The sequence below is a fragment of the Azospirillum sp. TSH20 genome, assembly GCF_003115935.1.
Classification (GTDB): domain Bacteria; phylum Pseudomonadota; class Alphaproteobacteria; order Azospirillales; family Azospirillaceae; genus Azospirillum.
Window position 1 is genome coordinate 12,873 of record NZ_LGQU01000093.1, and the last position, 19,850, is coordinate 32,722.

Annotated in this window: 8 protein-coding genes and 3 pseudogenes; 6 read left to right on the forward strand and 5 right to left on the reverse strand. The window is 66.3% G+C overall.

The window, feature by feature from the left end; genetic code table 11:
* Nucleotides 1-41 precede the first annotated feature (41 nt).
* Nucleotides 42-8,630 carry a glucoamylase family protein gene (locus TSH20_RS23580; RefSeq protein ID WP_109156586.1) on the reverse strand — a complete coding sequence of 2,863 codons (8,589 nt, stop codon included), beginning with the start codon at nucleotides 8,628-8,630 and terminating at the stop codon, nucleotides 42-44.
* 885 nt (nucleotides 8,631-9,515) lie between these two features.
* On the opposite strand from TSH20_RS23580, the pseudogene TSH20_RS35780 reads away from it, so the two are divergent.
* Nucleotides 9,516-10,186 (forward strand): annotated as a pseudogene (locus tag TSH20_RS35780) (IS701 family transposase); the annotation flags it as partial.
* An 18-nt stretch (nucleotides 10,187-10,204) separates the two neighbouring features.
* Here TSH20_RS35780 and TSH20_RS23595 read toward each other — a convergent pair.
* Nucleotides 10,205-11,271 (reverse strand): IS630 family transposase gene (locus tag TSH20_RS23595; protein WP_109156589.1). Its coding sequence is split into 2 segments (ribosomal slippage): nucleotides 10,205-10,783 and nucleotides 10,786-11,271, totalling 1,065 coding nucleotides; the frame shifts between segments, so codons are not numbered across the junction.
* Nucleotides 11,272-11,387: 116 nt separating this feature from the next.
* On the opposite strand from TSH20_RS23595, the pseudogene TSH20_RS35785 reads away from it, so the two are divergent.
* A pseudogene (locus TSH20_RS35785) lies at nucleotides 11,388-11,909 on the forward strand (IS701 family transposase); the annotation flags it as partial.
* A 155-nt stretch (nucleotides 11,910-12,064) separates the two neighbouring features.
* Here the strand turns inward: TSH20_RS35785 and TSH20_RS23605 are convergent.
* Nucleotides 12,065-12,352 (reverse strand): hypothetical protein, encoded by a 288-nt coding sequence (locus tag TSH20_RS23605; RefSeq protein ID WP_042444273.1) that lies wholly within the window; start codon nucleotides 12,350-12,352, stop codon nucleotides 12,065-12,067.
* Between the two features lie 430 nt (nucleotides 12,353-12,782).
* Here TSH20_RS23605 and TSH20_RS23610 point away from each other — a divergent pair.
* Nucleotides 12,783-13,250: pseudogene (locus TSH20_RS23610) on the forward strand (transposase); the annotation flags it as partial.
* Nucleotides 13,251-13,917: 667 nt separating this feature from the next.
* Here TSH20_RS23610 and TSH20_RS23620 read toward each other — a convergent pair.
* On the reverse strand, nucleotides 13,918-14,277 hold the full coding sequence (locus tag TSH20_RS23620; protein WP_109156592.1) for a hypothetical protein: 360 nt from the start codon (nucleotides 14,275-14,277) through the stop codon (nucleotides 13,918-13,920).
* Nucleotides 14,278-14,376: 99 nt separating this feature from the next.
* Nucleotides 14,377-17,130, reverse strand: a complete 2,754-nt coding sequence (locus tag TSH20_RS23625) for a MobA/MobL family protein (RefSeq protein WP_109156593.1) — start codon at nucleotides 17,128-17,130, stop codon at nucleotides 14,377-14,379.
* Nucleotides 17,131-17,596: 466 nt separating this feature from the next.
* Here TSH20_RS23625 and TSH20_RS23630 point away from each other — a divergent pair, with 466 nt between their 5' ends.
* The 3 genes from TSH20_RS23630 to TSH20_RS23640 all read left to right on the forward strand — a co-directional run.
* Nucleotides 17,597-18,490, forward strand: coding sequence for a hypothetical protein (locus tag TSH20_RS23630; protein ID WP_109156594.1), 894 nt, complete (start codon nucleotides 17,597-17,599; stop codon nucleotides 18,488-18,490).
* A gap of 81 nt (nucleotides 18,491-18,571) precedes the next feature.
* Nucleotides 18,572-18,832 carry a hypothetical protein gene (locus tag TSH20_RS23635; protein WP_109156595.1) on the forward strand — a complete coding sequence of 87 codons (261 nt, stop codon included), beginning with the start codon at nucleotides 18,572-18,574 and terminating at the stop codon, nucleotides 18,830-18,832.
* Nucleotides 18,829-19,850 (forward strand): recombinase family protein (locus TSH20_RS23640; RefSeq protein WP_146207491.1); only part of this gene is annotated, 1,022 nt, incomplete at its 3' end. The genes TSH20_RS23635 and TSH20_RS23640, both read left to right, overlap by 4 nt.

Consider the following 19,850-nt stretch of genomic DNA (forward strand, 5'->3'; position numbering starts at 1 on the left):
CGGCGCCATTCCCGATCCTAAACCTTCTGTTGAGGAACGGCCTATCCGCTGCAATCTACAGTTTGCCACCTCCGCTTCCCATGACGATCCCGCAGCGACAGGACCAGCGTATGCCTCCCGCCATCGAGCGGCAGATGGACCGCTTCGCCGGTCCGGTCGAAACGGGAGCCGTCGAGGACCGCGTTCGATGCGTCGCGATCACCGTGCGAAGCCGCCTCCACACGGATGTGGTAGTGGGTCGACTCCACGGTTACCGTGGCTTCGAAGCCTGTCCAGGGAGCCGGAAGACACGGATCGACGACCAGGAATGCGCCCTCGCGGCGGATGCCGAGGATGCCCTCTGTGCCGGCACGGTACATCCACCCCGCCGCACCCGTATACCAGCTCCAACCGCCGCGCCCTTCATGTGGCGCCACCGAATAGACATCGGCGGCAACAACGTAGGGTTCGACCTTGTAGCGCTCGGCCTCGGCCGGCGTGCGGGCGTGGTTGATCGGATTGAGCAAGTCGAACAGGGCGGCCGCCCTGCTGCCGTCACCCAGCTTGGCGAACGCCAGTATCGCCCACATGGCGGCATGGCTATATTGCCCGCCATTCTCGCGCAGACCCGGCGGATAGCCGCGGATGTAGCCGGGATCGGACGTCGTCCCATCAAACGGCGGCGTGAACAGCAGCGCCAGGCCGTCGTCGGGTCGGATCAGCAGTCTTTCCAGCGACGCCATCGCCGTCGCGGCGCGCTCGGGATCGGCGGCACCCGAGAGCACAGCCCAGGATTGGGCGATGGAGTCGATGCGGCACTCCTCACACGCGGCGGATCCAAGCCATGTGCCGTCGTCGAATGTCGCCCGGCGGTACCACGCGCCATCCCAAGCCTCGCGCTCCAGCGACTGGCGCAACGCCTCGGCATGGTCACGCCAGCGGCGGGCACGGTCGGCGTCGCGACTATCCGCCAGCGGCGCGAACAGCGCGATGGCGTGGAGCTGCAGCCAGCCAAGCCAGACGCTTTCGCCCTTGCCGTCCTGACCGACGCGGTTCATGCCGTCGTTCCAGTCGCCGGTGCCGATGAGCGGCAGCCCGTGCTCGCCGGTCAGGACGAGGCTTTGGTCGAGGCCGCGGGCGCAGTGCTCGAACAGCGAGGCGCACTCGTCGGCAGTCGCCGGCTGGAAGAAGGCGTCGTGCTCGCCGGGGCGCAAGGGCGGACCGTCGAGGAACGGCACGCTCTCCTCCAGGATCGTGGCGTCACCCGAACTGGCGATGTAGGTGGCGGTGGCGAAGGCGAGCCACACGCGATCGTCCGAGATCCGCGTTCGTACCCCTTGCCCGGACTGGGGCAGCCACCAGTGCTGGACGTCGCCTTCGACGAACTGCCGGCCGGCGGCGCGCAGCAGATGGCGCCGCGCCTCATTCGGCATGGCGAAGCTCAGCGCCATGCCGTCCTGCAGCTGGTCCCGGAAGCCGTAGGCGCCGCTCGCCTGATAGAAGGCCGAACGCGCCCAAATGCGGCAGGCCAGCGTCTGGTAGAGCAACCAACCGTTCAGCATAATGTCCATCGCCCGGTCCGGCGTCTTGACCTGAACGGCGCCGAGCACGGAAGTCCAGTGATCGGCGACCGCTTCGAGAGCGGCGTCGAGATCGGCGTCGCGGTAGCGCGCAATAAGCTCGCGGGCCGCCTCCGCCGAGGCGCATTGTCCGAGGAACCAGACGATTTCGACCGTCTCGCCGGCCTTCAACTCGACGACGCCCTGCAAGGCCGTGCAGGGATCGAGACCAGCGCCGGTCGCCCCGGACAGCGGTGACCGCCCGACGAGCGCCGCTGGCGCCGAGGGGCCGCCGTTGCGGCCGAGGAACTCGGTACGGTCGGCCGTCCACGCCGTCTGCCGGCCGTCGAGATCGGCGAAGGCGACGCGTTCGCCGAAGGTTGGGCTCCAGCGGTTGCGGGCCAGCATGGCTCCAGTGGCCGCGTCGATCTCCGTTGCGATGAACGGAGCCGAAGCGCCACGTGCCGTGCCGAGCACCCACTCCGCATAGGCGGTGACGGACAGCGTGCGCGGACCGGGCGAATGGTTGCGCAGGGTCAGGCGGGAAATCTTGATCGGATCGGCCAGCGGCACAAATTGCAGAAGCTCAAGCGCGATGCCGTGCGCCCGATGTTCGAAGCGGCTGTACCCGCGACCATGGCGGGCGGTATAGGTCCCACCGTTGCGGATCGGCTGCACGGTGGCGCTCCACAGGTCACCGCTCACCTCATCGCGGAGATAGATCGCTTCCCCGGCCGGATTGCCGACCGGATCGTTGGACCACGGCGTGAGCTGGTTCTCCCGGCTGTTCCCTGCCCAGGTGAAACCGCCGCCCTCCGCCGCCACCTGGAAGCCGAAATCGGGGTTGGCGATCACGTTGATCCAGGGAGCGGGCGTCATGCGGCCGGCGTCGAGGACGACCACATACTCTTGCCCGTCCTTGTCGAAGCCGCCCAGACCGTTGAAAAATTCGAGGGATCCCGGCACCGGCACCTGGTCCGACATGGGCTGGGCCGCGGGTTGGAGCGATACGGGGGTGTCGATGGGTGCCGATGGGAACGATTGCCGCTGCAGGCGGGCGATCTGTTCGGCGATGGAGCCGCGCCGGGCAATCAGCACGACACGGGCGACCGAATGGAGCAGGGCGCGTGCATCGGCACGCATCAAGTCGGCACGCAACGCGTAGACCGAGCCTTGCGCCGGTTCCTCGCCGAACCGTGGCCGCGACTGGCTGCTGCGCACCGCAGTCTCGATGGCAACCTGAAGATCCTGAACATAGGATGAAGCGCGCTCGTTGACGATCACCAGATCGACGGCCAGACGCTTCATGCGCCAGTATTCGTGGGCACGCAGCAACTGGCGGACCTGGGCGATGTCCTCGACGTCGTCGATGCGCAGCATGACGATGGGCAGATCCCCAGAAATCGCGTGGGGCCACAGGCCCGACTGGGCTCCCGCGCCACCGGCGATGGTGGCGGAGGAAGCCCGGAAGCGGGCATCGGCGTACAGGATCGGCGCCGCCAAGCGCTGGAAGTCGGCGGCCTCGTCTGCCCCGATGGCCAAGTGGCGAAGCTGGACCTGGGCCTGCGTCCATGCCAAGGTTTTCGCCCGGTCGAAGGCATTCCGGTCGGCATGCTGATCGACAAGGTCAAGAAGCGCTGCCTGAGACGACGCGACCAAGGTCCAGAAGGCAACCCGCGCGACCCCTCCGGGCGGGATCGTCACGCGCTGCCTGATCGCGAAAATCGGGTCGAGAACCGTCCCGAGGCTGTTCGACAGCGGCTGGCCGTCGGTGATCGCGGCGGTCGTCCCGACGGTGTGGCCACGCCCGATGAAACGGGCCCGGTCGGTCTCGTATTCTAGATCGGCCGCGATCCCGCCGTCGACGACGGCGAAGTGGGCGGCCCAGACCGGCGGCTCGCGTGGCGAGCGCGGGCGGCGGGTGGCGACCAGCGCGCCGAACTCGCCGTGAAACTCGGTCTGCACGAACATCTTGGCGAAAGCCGGATGGGCGGCGTCGGCGGCCGGCGTGGTCAGGACCAACTCGGCATAGGACGTCACTTCGATCACGCGCGGTCGCCGCCCGCCATTGGTCAGCGAGACGCGGCGGACTTCCCCGTCGGCCTCGCCGGAGACCAGAACGTCCATGGTGGTGGTCAAGGTCCCGTCATGGCGGATGAATTCGACGTGATCCTCGGCGAACACCACCTCGGCATGGTCCGCCGCACGCCCGACTGGCTGCGCGCCGGCGGACCACAGCTCGCCGGTCTGCGTGTCGCGCAGAAAAATGAAGGTCCCCCAGTCGTCCCTGGTGGCATCCTCGCGCCAACGGGTCACGGCGATGTCACGCCACAGGCTGTAGCCCGCCCCCGCCGCGGTCAGCATCACCGTGTAGCGCCCGTTGGAGAGCAGGTGGGTGACCGGGGCTGCGGTGGAGGGCGGCGCGGTAAGGCGGCGCACCGTCGGCGATGCGATGGCGACGCCCATTGCGGAGGTCTTCACCTCCTCGGCCCGAGGATGCCCGACGACGACGTCGCGCGGCATGCGTTCCTGGAGCAGCAGTTCGCTGGCCATGATCATGGGTTCGCGGTGGAAACGGTCGCGCATCCGGCCGTCCTGCAGGGCGTTGGCGATGGCGACGATGGTCATGCCCTGGTGATGGGCCATGACGTTGCGCACAATGGCCATCTCCGCGCCTTCGGGAAGCCTGGAGCGGGTGAAGTCGAGGGCGTCGTAGAAGCCATAGCATCCGCATGCGCCCATCGCGGCGAGGCGGTCGTAGTTCAGCCGTGCGCCGTGCGGATCCACCATTGCGGCCAGCCCGGTGGCGTAGGGCGCGATGACGAGATTCTCGGAGAGGCCGCGCTTGAGGCCGAGGCCGGGAACACCGAAGTTCGAGTACTGGTACGTGAACTCCAGGTCGCGGGCGCTATAGGCGGATTCCGAGATGCCCCATGGCACCCCCAGCGTTCTGCCGTAGGCTTGCTGACGCTCCACCACCAGACGGCTTGTCTGCTCCAGAAGGCTGCCGACCGGCGCGCGCATCACCAGCGCCGGCATCAGATATTCGAACATGGAGCCGGACCAGGAGATCAGCGCAGAGCCGTTGCCGACCGGTGTCGCCGCACGGCCGAGGCGGAACCAGTGCCGCGTCGCGACGTCGCCCTTGGCGATGGCGAACAGGCTGGCGAGCCGGGCTTCCGAGGCGAGCAGGTCATAGCAGCTCGGATCCAGGCTGTTGTCGGGAAGAGCGTAGCCGATCGACAGCAGTTTGCGTTCGGGATCGAGAAGGAAGGAGAAATCCATCGCGAGCGCCATGGCGCGTGCCGTATCGGCGAGGGCACGCAACCGGCCCCTCAGCATGTCCGGCGTCCCGGTGATGGGGAACCGGTCACGGCCATGCTCGATCACTGCGGTCCGCAATGCCACTATCCAGAACATCAGATCCACCGGACCGTCACCACCGGCCGACGGCCCACCCGCCGGGATGATGTCACGGGCCACCTCAACAGCCTTGTCGGACAGCCACTTCAGCGACGGCAACTGGACCTCGATGGATTGCCCTTCGTTCAGTTGTGCGGCGATTTCGTCAAGAACGGCGCCAAGCCGGCGTATTTGCGCACCGCCCGCTGTGGGCAGGGCGTCTGCGGCCTCTCGCGCCAGGACGAGGGTATCCATCATGCCAAGCCGGGCGCCCGCCGCCGGAGCACAGTCCATCCATTCCTCGCAGGCGTTCGCGAGCGCGATCAGATGACCGGCAAGGTTCCCGCTGTCGACCGACGAGACATAGGCCGGTTCCAACACCCTCAGATCCTGTGTTCCATACCAGTTGTAGAAATGCCCCCTGAACCGGGAGAGCTTCCGCATGGAATCGAACGTCGCCTCCAGCCGCTCGATGGTTTCCGTCGTTCCTGACCAGCCGAAGTCGCGGGCGGCGACGGTGGAGAGCAGGTAGAGACCGATGTTGGTCGGCGATGTCCGGTGGGCGACCACCGGCTTCGGGTCCTCCTGGAAATTGTCCGGCGGCAGCATGTTCTCGGCCGGTGTGACGAACGTCTCGAAAAAGCGCCAGGTGCGCCGGGCGGTAAGGCGCAGGGCGGGGGCATCCGGATCGGAGAACGCCGCCCGCCGAAGTATGGCCGGCAACCGGCTGGTCCACGCGGCGAGCGCGGGGGCTGTCAGCCACAGCAGGGCGAAAGGCAGGGCCAGCGGCCAGGAAGATGGCGTCACGGCAACGGTACCGGCCGCCACGACGAGCCCAAGCGCGGTACCACCGGCCATGTCGCGATAGAAGCCGCCGAGTTCCAGCCGCGGCCGGCCGCCTGTCTGCGCCGCCGTCGTCCATTCGAGAAGGTGGCGGTGCGTGACGAACAGCCGGGTCAATGTCCTTGCGATGGCATCGCCCATCCGCCACGCCTGGTCGGCCAGGAAGGCAACCGACATCACGGTCCGCATCGCCGCCATCCGCAGATCCTGCATGAGCGAGCCGACGTGGTTGCCGAGGCGGGTACCCGGCCGGCCCGGCAGCACCGAGGACACCGCCGGCAGGAAAGCCGGAACCGCGCTGACGGCGAGCACGAGCAGGACTCCCACCAAGGCGGACGGCAGAGGCAGCAGCCAGCTCACGGCCAGCGTCGCCAGGGTGAACGGCGCCAGCAGCGAGCGGCGCAGGTTATCCAGCATCTTCCAGCGACCGACCGGCGGAGCCGCCTGGGGACCTGTCCTATGGCCGAGGATCCAGGGGAGCAGTTGCCAGTCGCCACGAGTCCAGCGGTGCTGACGCTTGGCAGCGACGTTGTAGCGAGAGGGGAACTCCTCGACGAGTTCGATGTCGGAAGCGAGACCGGCGCGGGCGAAAACACCTTCGAACAGGTCGTGGCTGAGCAGGGCATTGTGCGGAACCCGGCCGTCCAGCGCCGCTTCGAAAGCGTCGACGTCGTAGATGCCCTTCCCGGTGAAGGATCCCTCGCCGAAAAGATCCTGGTAAACGTCGGAGACGGCCGACGCATAGGGGTCGATGCCGCCGGGGCCGGAGACGATCCGCTGATAGAGCGATCCCTCGCCGCCGAGCGACAGCGACGGCGTGATACGGGGCTGAAGAATGGCATAGCCGTTGATGACGCGCCGCCCGGCCGCGTCGAACGTCGGCCGGTTCAGCGGGTGGCCCATCTTGCCGACCAGCCGGAGTGCGGCGTCCCGCGGCAGTCGCGTGTCGGCGTCAAGCGTGATGACATAGCGCACGTCGGCCGGCACCTGCGGCGCGCGACCGGCAACGGGCATGAAGCTGGTGTCGGTGGCGCCGCGCAACAGCCGGTTGAGTTCGTGCAGCTTGCCGCGCTTGCGCTCCCAGCCCATCCACTTGCCCTCGCCGTCATTGTAGAGCCGGCGGCGATGCAGCAGCAAAAAACGGTCTCCGCCGTCAGGACCGGGGCCATGGCGCAGATTCAGCCGCTCGATGGCCGCGGCGGCCACCGCCAGGAGAGCGTCGTCGTCAGCCACCACCTCCCGGTCGGCGTCGAGACCATCCGACAACAGGGCGAAGACAAGCTCGCCGCTGGCCCCGGCGAGGTGGTGAACCTCCAGCCGCTCGATCTGCTCCAGGAGGTCGACCTCACCGGTCAGCAGTGTCGGAACGGCGACGAGCGTGCGCCGTGACGGGGGTACGCCGTCCGCCAGTTCGAGCCCCGGCAGGGTGATCGCTCCGAACAGCGCGGTGACCACGCGGTTGACCAGCGCCGTCGCCACTTCGGAAGCCGGCAGGACGCCGGCAAGGGCGAACAGGACGAGCCAGCCGTCCATACCGGGAAGCCAAGCCGCCCACACCGCGAGACCCAGCAACAGCGCCGTCACGAACAGGATCGCGCCGACATAGCCGCCGATTCCCAAACGAACGCTGAAACGGCTGATCCGCAGTCGGGCCGGTGGCCGAAAGCCGATGCGCCGCTCAAGTGCGCCACGCCCTTCCGCGATCAGATGGTAGCCGGGGTCGCCGACACGCGCGGCGTCCGCACCGTTGGTTGCTTCCGCCGCTGCTGTACGTGATGCTGACAGCGCCAGACCGGCGATGGCGAGTTCCGGGAATGACGAACCGCGGGCCAATTCCTCAATGGCGCTCCGGTAGAGGTTGCGCGTGGGGAAATCCATGGCGGCGAAGCCGCTCGCCGCGCGCAGTTGCTCGTCGACGAGGCTCACGCTCTCGAACAGGTCCGCCCAGTCGATGTCGGAGATCAGCCGCATGCTGGTGATGACATTGCGCACGGTGACGTTGGAGGCCCCCAACCTCTGCTGGGCGTGCTGGACCACACCGTCGACCGTTGCGCCTTGACGGTTGAGCCGCTCCTCCAGCCAGCCGAGGGCCGGCGTCGTTCGCGGATCCTGGTCCCGCAATCGCTTCGCCAGTTCCGCGGCGAACACGTCGGACAAGGAACCGGAGGAGCGCGTGGCCATGTCCGCTTCGAGGACGGAACGGCTGTCCCCCGACGCGAGAAGCCGGTCGGCCAGCGCGTCGGCGTCTGCCCGTGCAGCGCGTCCGGCGGTGATCTGATCGGCAAGTCGGCGCAGGTTCTCGATGAGGACGATACGAAGCGTAATCGCGACCGCCCACAGCTCGCCGATGGTCAGCGGCTGGACCCGCTGATAGGCGGTGATGAAACGACGCAGGATGGCGGGATCGAGGTGGCTGTCAGTGTGGGCAACGAAGGCCCAGGCCAGTCCAAACACCCGAGGATACCCGGCGAACGGACCGTCTGCGAGCTTTGGCAATTGACGGTAATAACCCGGCGGCAAGTCGACGTGGATTTCCCGAATCTGCTCTTCGACAACATGGTAATTGTCGAGCAGCCATTCCGCGGCGGGATCCACGCTGCGACCGCGCTCCAATTCCGCCGCACTCGCCCGATAGGCGGCGAGCAGCACCGTGGCGTTGTCGGCGAGGCGGGTGTGCAGGGACAGGACGGCAAGCGGCTTGCGTGTCACCGGCTGCGCGGCGGCGAGACTCTCCGCATGCCGCTCGAGCCGGTCCAAACCGAAGAGTTCCTCGCGCACCGGTGCCTGATCGCTCCAGAGGGACGGTGGCAGACGATGCCCGAAAGCATGGCGGAGGATCGCATTCATCAGTGCCTTTCCGGCCAGCATCAGCGTGCGACCGCGATCAAGAGAGATGCGTGCCAAACAGTGGTGTGATCGTCGCTGTAGGCATCGAGTGCGGCCGCCGCACCATTTTATTCGGGCTATCTTTGTTAGCGCGGGGGCCGAAGGCAGAAATTCTGTGAGTGTCACGGCGGGGGATGCCGTCAACTCATTCTTTTGATGAGGGCTGCGGACTATCCGATCGTCGCGCATGGGAGCGCCGATCAACAGCTCTATGAAGTTCGGGTTGGTGCGTAGGTCACTGTGAGGGAATGACATTGGGCCGTCCCGCCCTTGAAGATGCGAGCTCCAGGTCGGTCTTTCATGCTAAAATCCTTTGGGTGCAGCGGCATGTGTGCAATGCATCGTTAAAAGGGCTTCCGACCGAGGCCCTTGAACGCGACGAACCCTATAACTTACACAACAGGGCCGTGTATCAGGACGAAAAGCAAGACTGTCAGCACGACGGCGACCGGAATCACCACCGGTGGCACGAAATATGCTTTCACGGCATTCCATAAGGATAAAGAGCCGATGTCTGTCGGGGGAAGGTGCATTGTCATGCTCCAAATGTTCGGCGGATCGAACCAAGGATGCCGCGATGGCTTCCTCCTTGTTGCGCCGCGCTTCAACGTTTGCGATGTCGCCTATCGAGGAAATGGTGATGAAGCCGGGTCGATATTGTGGCGATTCCGACATATGGACCCTTGCGCCGCAAAACCATGTACAATGGATTCCAAGAATAGTCCGCTCGATCACCGTGTGAGCGGTCTCTGCCCATCTTTTGACATTGCAGTTGCGATGGATCGGCCTCCTGCCTGTTGAGCAGACTTTCGGAGGTGGCCATGTCCAGTTTTTGCGGTCGAGAACCTGCTGGGGCTATGGTCAGATGAACTGCGTGGAACCAAGGCCCGGCTCCGGCCACTACTCTTGCAGTCCGGCACGGCGGCATCAGCCGGCGCGTTCCTGGACGGGCTGCTCGGGCCGGAGCGGCGCAAGACCGGGTGGATGCGCGCCGAAGCTGCATTTGATACATGACCCTGGCGTCAGCAGGCGATGCTCGGCCGCACCTCCTGGGATGCCGACGCGCTGCGCGACGTGGTCCTCGACTATGCGCTCGATGCCTTTGCCGAACCCGATGCCACTCTCGTCATCGACGAAACCGACTTCCTCAAGCAGGGTAGAGCCTCCTGCGGCGTCGGGCGCCAGTACACTGGCTCAGCGGGAAAGATCACCAACTGCCAGATCGGCGTCTTCGCCATCTAAATTTCGTCCAAGGGCTACGCCTTCATCGACCGGCGGCTCTACCTGCGCAAGGATTGGACAGGTAACCCAGAAGACCGCCTCGCCAAGCCCCACGTGCCCGAGGACATGCGCTTCGCCACCAAGCCGGCCATAGCTGCCGCGATGGTACGCCGGGCAATCGACGCGGGGGGGCCTTTCGCTTGGGTGGCAGCCGACAGCGTCATGGCGTCAGTGAACTGGAGATGGTGTTGTGCCGTGCCGGCAAAGACTACGGGCTTGGCGTGACCGGCAGTCACGGTTTCATACCGCCGTGCCTAAGCATTGACACATGGGAGCCACGGGTAACTTGTGAGGGAGCGCAGTCGCTCCGGTGTGGCGGTGAGGGCGTTCCAGGCGTCACAGCAGGCCTGGACGACGGCGTCGTAGTCGTCCAGGAGTCGGTGGGACAGAAAGCGCTCGCGCAGGTACAGCCAGACGCGCTCGACCGGGTTCAGTTCGGGGCTATAGGGCGGCAGCGGCACCAGCGTGATGTTGCCCGGCACGACGAGCGCCCGCGATCCATGCCAGCCGGCCTGGTCGAGCACGAGCACCGCCTGGACGTCCGGTTCCAGGCTGCGGGAGAAGCCGCCCAGGAACAGGCTCATGGCGGTGGTGGAGACGGTCGGCATGACCAGCGCGAAGTCGGCGCCGCTGGCCGGGCAGACAGCGGCGTAGAGGTAGGCCGAGGTGAAGCGCTTGTCGCACAGCCCGGCCGGACGCTGCCCGCGCTCCCACCAGCGGTGCGCGGTGCGGCCCTTCTGGCCGACGCGCGCTTCGTCCTGGAACCAGAGTTGGAGGCGACGCTCCGGATGCGCAGCGGCCGCGGCCTTCAGCGCTTCGCGCAGCCCCTTTTTTGGAAGGCGGCCTGGGCCTTGGCGTTGGACTGCGGATGGCGGGGCCGCGTCTTCTGCTTCGACAGGTTCAGCCGACGCACGATGCGCGACAGACTGGCCGGATGCAGCGTCTTGGCGAAGCGTTCGGCGATCACCTCGCACAGGATCGGCAGGGTCCATTCCACGCAGCCGTGCCGTCTCGGATCGGGGCCGGCCAGGATGATGGCCTTGAGCGTCGCCTGTTCGCCCTCGCTCAGCCATTCCGGCCGGCCGGGCAGTGGACGATCATAGAGCCCGGCGACGCCTTCGGCGTTGTAACGCACCACCGCATCGCGCAGGGCTTGGCGGTCCATGCCGGCCAACCGCGCCGCTTCCGCCCGGCTCACCCCGTCGAGCGCATGGGCGATGGCGAACATCCGGGCCGCCACCCGCCCTTTGTGCTCCCGCCGCGCCAAGGCACGCAATTCGCTCGCGCTCAAGTCTTCCCGGATCGGCAACGCCGCTGGCATTCGCTCCCCCCCATCGCGATGGGGTATCGAATCACGGATTGCCGGCCTTGGGAATCCCTCTCAGTGAGTCAGCGGCTCCGCTCACCGGTATCAATTCCTGGAGCCCGACATTGTCGGTGTCTGGCACCGCCGAGAAGGTCGCCAGGGAGCTGCCGGCGGAGAGCTGGATTCGCTTGTCGGCGGGCAACGGCACCAAGGGGCTGCGGCTTTATGACTGGCCCTACCTGGAATTGGCCGATTTCGATCCTGAGATAGTTGTAGTGCCGACCAGTTTTGGCCTCTCGACGCGCGATCTGCTGTTAATGCGACGCCCCGTTGATGAAAAACTGTGATTCTTCACAACCTAGTGCCGGCACGGTACGCCGGTGGACACATTAGTCCGAGTCGAGGGACAACGCTGGTTGATCGAGGACGCCTTAGAGACGGCGAAGACCGGGCTGGAGTTGGATCACAACGAGACGCGGAGTTGGCACGGCTGGCACCGACACGTTTCACTGGTCATGCTCGCCTTCGCCCTGCTGGTCGTGGTCCGACACAAGGCCGATACCCTTGCAACGCCCCCAAAAACGATGAGGAAAGTTCCTCGCTCATGGTCCATTGGTCGATGCAGGAGATCCGTCGTGTTGCCGACCGCCTGACCCAACGGCGGATCGAGCCCGCCGACGTCATCGCATGGTCAACTGCGAGGCGATGCCATCAAGCACTCGCCTGCCAAGCTCACCGTAAAAAAGCGCAACTGTAATGCCCAAAGCCTGCTCAACAGGCGGGAGGTCAATCCATCGCAACTGTAATGTTAAGACCGAGGTTTAGCCGCAACGAGCACGGCACGTTCATGCGCGCTGACGCAGCGGTCCGCCGCCGAAACGGCCTCGGCCATAGCTTGCTCCTCCGTGGCCGCGATCCCGCTTTCCCGCGGGACGCGATCCGGATCCAGCGGCACCACGACGGACCAGATCCAGCCGCAACCCTCGTGGTAATCCATCTCAACCACTTCTGCTTCGACGCCATGGATGGTGGCGCGTCGGCAGCGAAGGCCATCAAGCGCATCCAGCCTGTACCGGCGCCACGAAATCTTCTGCATACGTCTTCTCCACAGCGAATCGTTTACGGGTTTAAGGCGTGATGGCAAATGGCATAGTTGGTGAGGAAGGATAATAACGAATCCAAGGCACGTCAACCGCAGCACGCCCCTATTATCTCTCGTAAATCATAGTGGACCGGCGGAGAATTTTCAAAGGATTTTGATCCGTTGCAGCACATATATTATATAGCGGTCAAAATTATATTTACCGTTCTGTTGAACGGATGAGATTTATTATTTGCTTGTTTTGTCCGTTGCCGTGGAAACCGTCATGTGTGAACACCGCTGGACCCAAGGAAAAATGAGGTTTGAGCGATACCGTCAAGTTCGGGCTGGCCGGGGCATAAGGGGAAATGGGTGATAGGCCGATCAGGCGGCGTGCTGTGACACGGCATCGGTGACCTTGATGCCGTCACGGAATGTGACGCCGCGGATGCCGGAACTGGCGCAGCGGGCGCCGCAGGGTCTCGTCGACCGACTCCGTCTGTTCGACGAGGAAATCGACCGGCTGGAGGCGGGTATCTGGAGTGGGATCGCGCCAGAGACGTGAGCCGCCGCTTGGCGACGATACCCAGCATTGGGCCGATCACCGCCAGCCTGATCGCCGCGGTAGTGTCGGATGGGGCGTTGTTCCGATCGGGCCAGCAGTTCGCCGCTTGGCTCTGGCTGACGCCGAAGGCGCACAGCAGCTGCGGCAAGGACCGTCAGGTCGACATCGGCAAGCAGGGCGAAGGCTACCTCCGTCGCCTGCTGGTCGCCGGCGCCACGGCGATTGCGGCTGGCGCGCCAAGACCACGCGGCCTGCTGCTGGGCGGCGAAGCTACTGGAGCGCAAGCCAGCCAAACTCGCCGCCATAGCGCTGACCAACAAGACCGCCGGCATCGGATGGAGGTGCTAGGGCGCGGTGGGAGCTGCCATGGCAGCGTTTGTCCGGCAAATCGGAGATCATACGGAAATGCCGGACAAAGCCTTTGCGATCAACGTCTTCTTGGAAAATTATCTCTGGTGTTTTGCCCTCAATTGGTCATCCAGGGAGCGCATGCGGTCGCCGTGACGCGTCAAGCCCAACTCAGGGCCGTCGAATTGGCGAAACAGAACGCTCCCCGCCACTTGGATCGCAACCGGCCAGCCACCAATCTTGCAAGCCCCGTCGGACGCAAGGACCGTCTCCGACGCTGCGGCGAGGATCGGCAAGGTTGGCAGACTGTGACCTCAAAATTTCTCGCGCGATCAAAGGCTTGCGGAATGACCATGGATCGGCAGGCACATCGGCAGAATTCTGGACGCTGTCGTGGAAATCAGCAACAAAGCCAAGGAGTTAGCGGATTGGACGATCGGCAGATGTTGAACGGAGAAGCGGGACAGCTCGGCTGGGTATTCCCGGTCCCGCCGGGATGACAGCCCCTTCCGTCCAGTTCTGTATGCAGCCGCGTTCGGGACCAGCAACGCGCCCTGCCGAAGAGAAGGCGCCGCACCCCATGGGTCGAGGCAAGAAGCCCGTATCAGGAGCCGGAGCGCGGTGGGTTCCTACAGAGGGATGCACCAGGACGCTCCGGCATCCCCACCTACTGCGCAGCACCCTTGCTCACGAGATGCACACGGATGACGGGCCGATCGAACCCGCGCAGCAGAAGCAAGCCGGCATCAAGGGCTGCGTCGAGGTCTTCCACAACGTCGAAGATGTCCTGCACGGTCAGGGAAAGCCGGTAGTCCATCGCCTCCGCTGCCTGGACGATCATGTCCAGCGTCCGACGGTCGGCGGCGCCACGCTGCCCGCAGGCCCAGCGCTGCAGGGTTTCCTGAAGCCAGTCCACGAACTTCATCGTTGCCGCGCTCTGTTCTGCCGGAAGCACACGGATGATCGCGTCGTCTTCGATGCACGCGGCCAGGGCTGCGCCGCTCCGCACCGGGGTGGTCATCATCATCACGGGTCGTCCTGAGTTGCGACCGCCCGGAGTGGCGGCCCGCAGGGCAAGCCGCCACTCCGGGTGGACGCAACGCCGACGCGCTCCGACCGCAGCCTGTCATCTCACATACTCGTCAAGGATCCGGGGCTTGGACGGCTGGAGAGGCTGCAGGGCGACGCCACGCTGCCGCGCAACCCTTGCGATGACCGAATAGGCGTGCCGGTGTTCGTTCCGGCGCCCCTCCTCGCCCGCCTCACGCGCTGCCCGTTCGGTTGCCCGCGCGGCCTCCAAGAAGTCGTCCTTGCTCATCGCGCTGAGCCGCGCCTCCAAGGCCTTGACGGCCTCGGTCGCGGCGCTGGTCAACCGGACGGCGCCCGCCACTGCGTCCGATGGCCGCGGCTTCTCCCCTGTCATGACCTCCAGCGACTCCTGGGTTGTCGCGGGTGGCTTCACGCCGCCCATGATGGGCGCCGCTTCCGCGTCGGGCTTCACCTTGTCGGTGCGGCCAGTCCGTTGGCCTTCCTCCTGCCGCGGGCTCCTGTTTGGCGCCTCACCGCGCGCTGGAGCATCATCGCGCCGGCTGGCGAGCGCAGAGGAAAGATCGCCCGGCTCCTTGCCATGACTGATGGCATCCATCAGCCGACGCCACGCCGCCTTCGCCGGTTCGACCAGCCCGGCCTGCCGGGCAAGGAGCATCACCAATCGCCGGCCGTGGCGAACCAGAGCCTCGTAGGCGCGTTTCCATCCCTGCGCTTCCAGTTCCGCCTGCTCCCGGCTGGCGCGCTCCCGCACAAGCTCCGCATCCCGGCCTTCGATCGCCGTCGTGAGGATCGCCAGAGCCGCCGGAACCCGCTCGGCAGCGGCGCCGCGGAGGTGCACACCAAGCGCCCTCACCGGCGCGTCCAACAGGGTGGCCACCTCATCCAGTGCCTGGTCACGGTTCGCCTGCGCAATCGCCCGCAGCCGGGCGCCGGGTTCACTGGGCAGGCCCTCCGGCGTCAGACCCGCTGCCCGCGCCGCCTCCGCCACGGCGTCGGCCTGTTGGCTGGCTGCCTGCGACCGCTTGCGCAGCTCAAGCGCCAACTGTTCGTCGGCAGCGTCGATGTCGACCGCCTGCCGCACGAGGCGGAGTGCCTGTTCGGCACGGTGACGCGCTTGCCGATCTTCGTCGGCCTGCCGGGCAGCCGCCGCTCCCGTGACGGTCGCAGACTCGGCGCTGCGCTTCGCCTCGGTCAGTTGCTGCCGCAGTGCCGTCCTTTCCGCGCGCAGGGCTCCACAGTCCGCATCCGTTGCCCGACGCTTCTGCTGCTCCTGCGCCAGGGCGGCCTTCGTACGTGCCAAATCCTTGGTGAGTTCCTCGGCGCGGGTGTCCGCCGACGCACGCGCCTGCTGCTCGCGCATCAGCATGCCGCGCGATCTCTCGTACGCGATCGCCATGGCGCCGCGGGCGACGGTGACGATGCCATCGGCCAGAGAGGCCGCGGCATCCGGCTGCGCCTGCCCGGTCGCCGCCGCGATGGTCGCGACACTCTGCGTGGCAGCGTCAAGTTCCTCCCGTAGCCGCGCCGCGTCCGCCGCCGGCTCCGGCACCGTCGTCATCCTGTCGCTTGCATCAGGAACGGCGATCCCGATGGTGCCCGGTTCGGGCGTACGCGCTTTCCGTTCCGTGTCGCGGGTCTCCAGGTAGTCGAGCACCATCGCATGTATCCCGCTCCACAAGCGGCGGTCATGCCAGTCAACGACAACACCGGGAGGAGCTTCGACCTTCACCATCCCACCCGTTTCCCGGCTGAAGCGGACCCCTTGCCCTTCCAGCTCTTCGATCCGGACAACGGCCCGAGCCAGACGCACCGACTTTTCGTCTGGCGTTGCACGTCTGGACTTTTCGAGTTCCGCCACGATGGCATTGAATTCATGAGGCATGACGTCCACTCCTCCAAAATTCAGAGCGCGCCCCTCGACGACCGGGTGATAGGCCGGACCGAGCGGCACTTGGCAAAGCGGCTCAGGGATTGGACCGGCGGCGCCGAGGTCCTGCTGTTGACGGTGGCGATGCCACTTCGACCGCTGAGATACGCGATGGGTCGCCCCGGTTTCGGCCAAGGCTTCGTTGCACAGCCGCTCCCACAGCTTGCGGCTTCCGATCAGAAGGGCCTTCCGCGACAGGTCGCGGTCCTTCGGGCCCAGGGCGCCGTCGACGAGCGGGCGCGTCGTTGCCAGAACATGCGCGTGCGGCTGGTAGACGACGAGGTGCCCGTCGGGCAACTCCAGGGCGTGGGGGCCGTCCACTGGTGGAGTGCTGGGGACACGGGCCACTGGGATCACCGGCCACGCGGGATCGACCGTGTTCGCCAACCTCTCGGCGGCGGCCGGCACCCTGGGGTCCAGGGGGCGCCCGTACAGATGGATCGCAATGTCGGCGATCAGGTTGCGTGATCCGAGGTGCTCATCAACGAAGCGCTCCACCGACCGGATCGACGTCGCGATGGGGACCTCACGGCTGAGCGACAGCGTGTATTGCAGCGCCAGCGTCGCGTCACGGCGCCGTTCGCTGAGTTCCACCCGGGTCCACAAGGTCTGCCGGTCGGCGCACCAAGCGGGCGCGCCCGCGGGCACGCGGATGTCGGTGTGGTGAACGCCCGACTTGCCCGTGAAGTCCGCAACCGCCGACACAGGATCCTGCCCCTTCGCCGCCCACGCCTCCCGCAGGTCGGCGCCGATGGTCAGACCGACCCCAGCCTGGTAAGCGGCCGCCGCGATGACGGTGCGGAACCGTTCACCGGATTGATAAGCCGCTGACGCTCCGGCTTTCGCGCCGGCGCCACGGGAGAGCATGCCCTGTTCGATGCGAAAGTATCCCAGGTCCGCCACGGCATCGGCGCCTCCACGCCGTCGTCGATCCGGCAACCGGCCCTGGCCGGCCCCGGAGGCGTTGCGGCCCGCCGCAACGCCTAACTGCACACTTCATCGCTCGAGGCTGCCCGTGGCGAGGGCCGGAGGTCCGACGCCCGGGTAGCCTGGCTCGGAAGGAAGCCTATGGAGGGTTCCGCCCCGCCGCATCGGGCGCCGGGCAATTTTCTGCACCGCCTGGGTGAAATGGCGGACCTGAGCGGCCCGCAGGCGGAGGGGTGGGATCGACGTGGTTGGCGACGGTAACACCGGTATCAGGTGTCGCTACCCGGTAGCGCTACCGCGGTATCACCTCACCATCGGCCGGCTTGGACCGGAACCGTCAAGATTCCGTCGCCGCAGCCCTTTCCTGGCATCGCAACTCATCCAGATACTCAGCCGGCCGACAGCACGGCCGCCCAAACCGTAGTCCCCGCAGAGGTTCTGGATGTCCTGCTCCCAGCCCACCCATCCCCTGATCACGCACGAGTCCGTCTCGGAAGCGGTCAGCAAGATCGTGTCGAAGGACCACGCCTATCCGTCATACCGCCGCATCCGCGCCGAAATTGGCGGGGGTTCCCTGCGCGACGTATCGCGCTTCATCCATGACATCAGGAAGACCGCCCCTCACCTCTTCGTCATTCAGAAGGGCGCGGTCAGCGCGTCGCGCGATGCGTTCGCGGGAGGGCCGGTCGACGTCAAGTCCTGCGCCGCGGCCGACCAGATGCGGTGCGACATCGACGGCGCCTTGACGGCCTTCATCGCGTCGATCGACGCCATGCGGCAGGAGGAGAGGCTCCTCGCCGCGGAGCAGCACACCACCGCGCTGGCAGCCCTGCAGAGCGAAAGCGCGGCTTGCCGGAGCGAACTGCACACCCTGACGGCCGAGATCGCTGAACAGGAGCAGGGCTATGAGGATCTGGCGCAGGAACACGACCGGATCATGGAAGACCGCAACCAGCTGGCGGTGACGGTCGCCGAGCAGGGCGCGGCGCTGACCCGGATGTCCGCGGAGATCAAGGATTGGCAGCGGCAGGCGGCGGACGCGCAAGCCGCTGTGGAGACCGTGAACCGCCTTCTGTCGGAAGAAAAGGCTGCCCTCCTTCGCTCCTCGCTGCAGCTCGACCAGCTGCGTTCTGAACTGACCGACAAGCATCAGGTGGAGCAGGCGCTGGACGAAGCACGCCGCGAGAACGCCCGCCTGCGGGGGCGGCTGGAGGTTCTGGAGCCGTTGGCGGCGACGCTCGCGGCATCCGCCCATCGTGAAGCCGGTGGCAAGGTGAAGCCCGGCAAGCAGGGCTCGTTGGGGCTGCCGGCCATGGCCGCGCCGCCCGGTTCCTGACCGCACCGATGACCGGGTTGGCGTCGACGACGCCGATCTGCCGCTGTGTTTCCGCTCCTGCCGCCGTCGGACCATATCGTCATGGCCGCTCCCACCATGGACTTTCCACCCGTGCCCCACTCCACCGACTCCACCGCCGCGACGACGACGCCCGCTGTCCAGCCGCCCCAGCAGGAGCCGCGGACCGTTCCGCTCGAGAAGCTGCTCGGATTGGCCCGCATTCTGGCGCGCCATGAGATGCGCCGACGGCCGTCCCAGGCCGGCTTCATGACGTTCGCTGCCGGCCTCGCCCTTGTTCTTCTCGCCGCCCTGATCGCGTTCTCCCTGAAGGCCTTGCGATGACCGTCCTCCAGCACCCCCGGCTCCGCGCCGTGATCTACGCGCGCTACTCGACCGACAAGCAGCGCCAGGAATCGATCGCCGACCAGATCGAGCTGTGCCGGCGTTACGCCGTCCAGCAGGGCTGGGACGTGGTGGATACCTACACGGACGCCGCGATCAGCGGCGCCTCCCGGCACCGCCCGGGCTTTCTGAAACTGGTGGATGACGCCGGGCGCCGCCGCTTCGATGTCGTGGTGTCGGAGGGCATCGACCGTCTGGGCCGACGGTTGGCGGACACCTCCGATCTCTATGACCGCCTCAACTTCCACAATATCAAGCTGTACACGCCGCACCTCGGCGAGATCACCACGCTCCACATTGCCATCATGGGCATGATGGCGCAGGTACAGCTCAAGGAGACCGGTCAGAAGACCCGACGCAGCCATCTCGGCCTCGCCAAGGAGGGACGTATTCCCGGCGGCAAAGCCTATGGATACGACGTCGTGGACGGCGACAAGGACGGTGGCGGTTACCGCCGGATCAATGCGGACGAAGCCGCCGTTGTCCGCCGCATCTTCACGCTGTACGCCGACGGCATGAGCCCCCGCGCCATCGCCCGCCTGTTGAACGACGAGAATGTTCCAGGTCCCAGGAGGAGAAAATGGGTCGATACCACGATCCGCGGACAGGTCGCCCGCGGGACCGGTATCCTCAACAACGCCAATTATGCCGGCGTCCTAGAATGGGGACGTTGCGAGTTCGTCAAGGATCCGGGCACCGGCAAGCGCGTCGCCCGCATCAACCCTCAGGAAAAGCGGGAGATTGTCGAAGTCCCCGAGCTGCGCATCATCGACGACGTTCTATGGAACCGCGTCAAGGCGCGACAGGAGGCGGTTGCCACCGAGATCGGTCGGGATGAGCAGGGCAACGCTCTGAACCGCGTGCATCGGCGGCGCTTCCTTCTGTCCGGCGTGCTGGTGTGCGGCGTCTGCGGCGGCCGCTACACCATCATGGGCAAGGACCGCTACGGTTGCGCCGG

Bases quoted from the DNA above. Each gene is read 5' to 3' on its own strand.
- TSH20_RS23630 (WP_109156594.1), top strand. From the start codon at position 17,597: ATGTCCTGCTCCCAGCCCACCCATCCCCTGATCACGCACGAGTCCGTC.
- TSH20_RS23605 (WP_042444273.1), bottom strand. From the start codon at position 12,352: ATGCAGAAGATTTCGTGGCGCCGGTACAGGCTGGATGCGCTTGATGGC.
- TSH20_RS23580 (WP_109156586.1), bottom strand. From the start codon at position 8,630: ATGAATGCGATCCTCCGCCATGCTTTCGGGCATCGTCTGCCACCGTCC.
- TSH20_RS23620 (WP_109156592.1), bottom strand. From the start codon at position 14,277: ATGATGATGACCACCCCGGTGCGGAGCGGCGCAGCCCTGGCCGCGTGC.
- TSH20_RS23635 (WP_109156595.1), top strand. From the start codon at position 18,572: ATGGCCGCTCCCACCATGGACTTTCCACCCGTGCCCCACTCCACCGAC.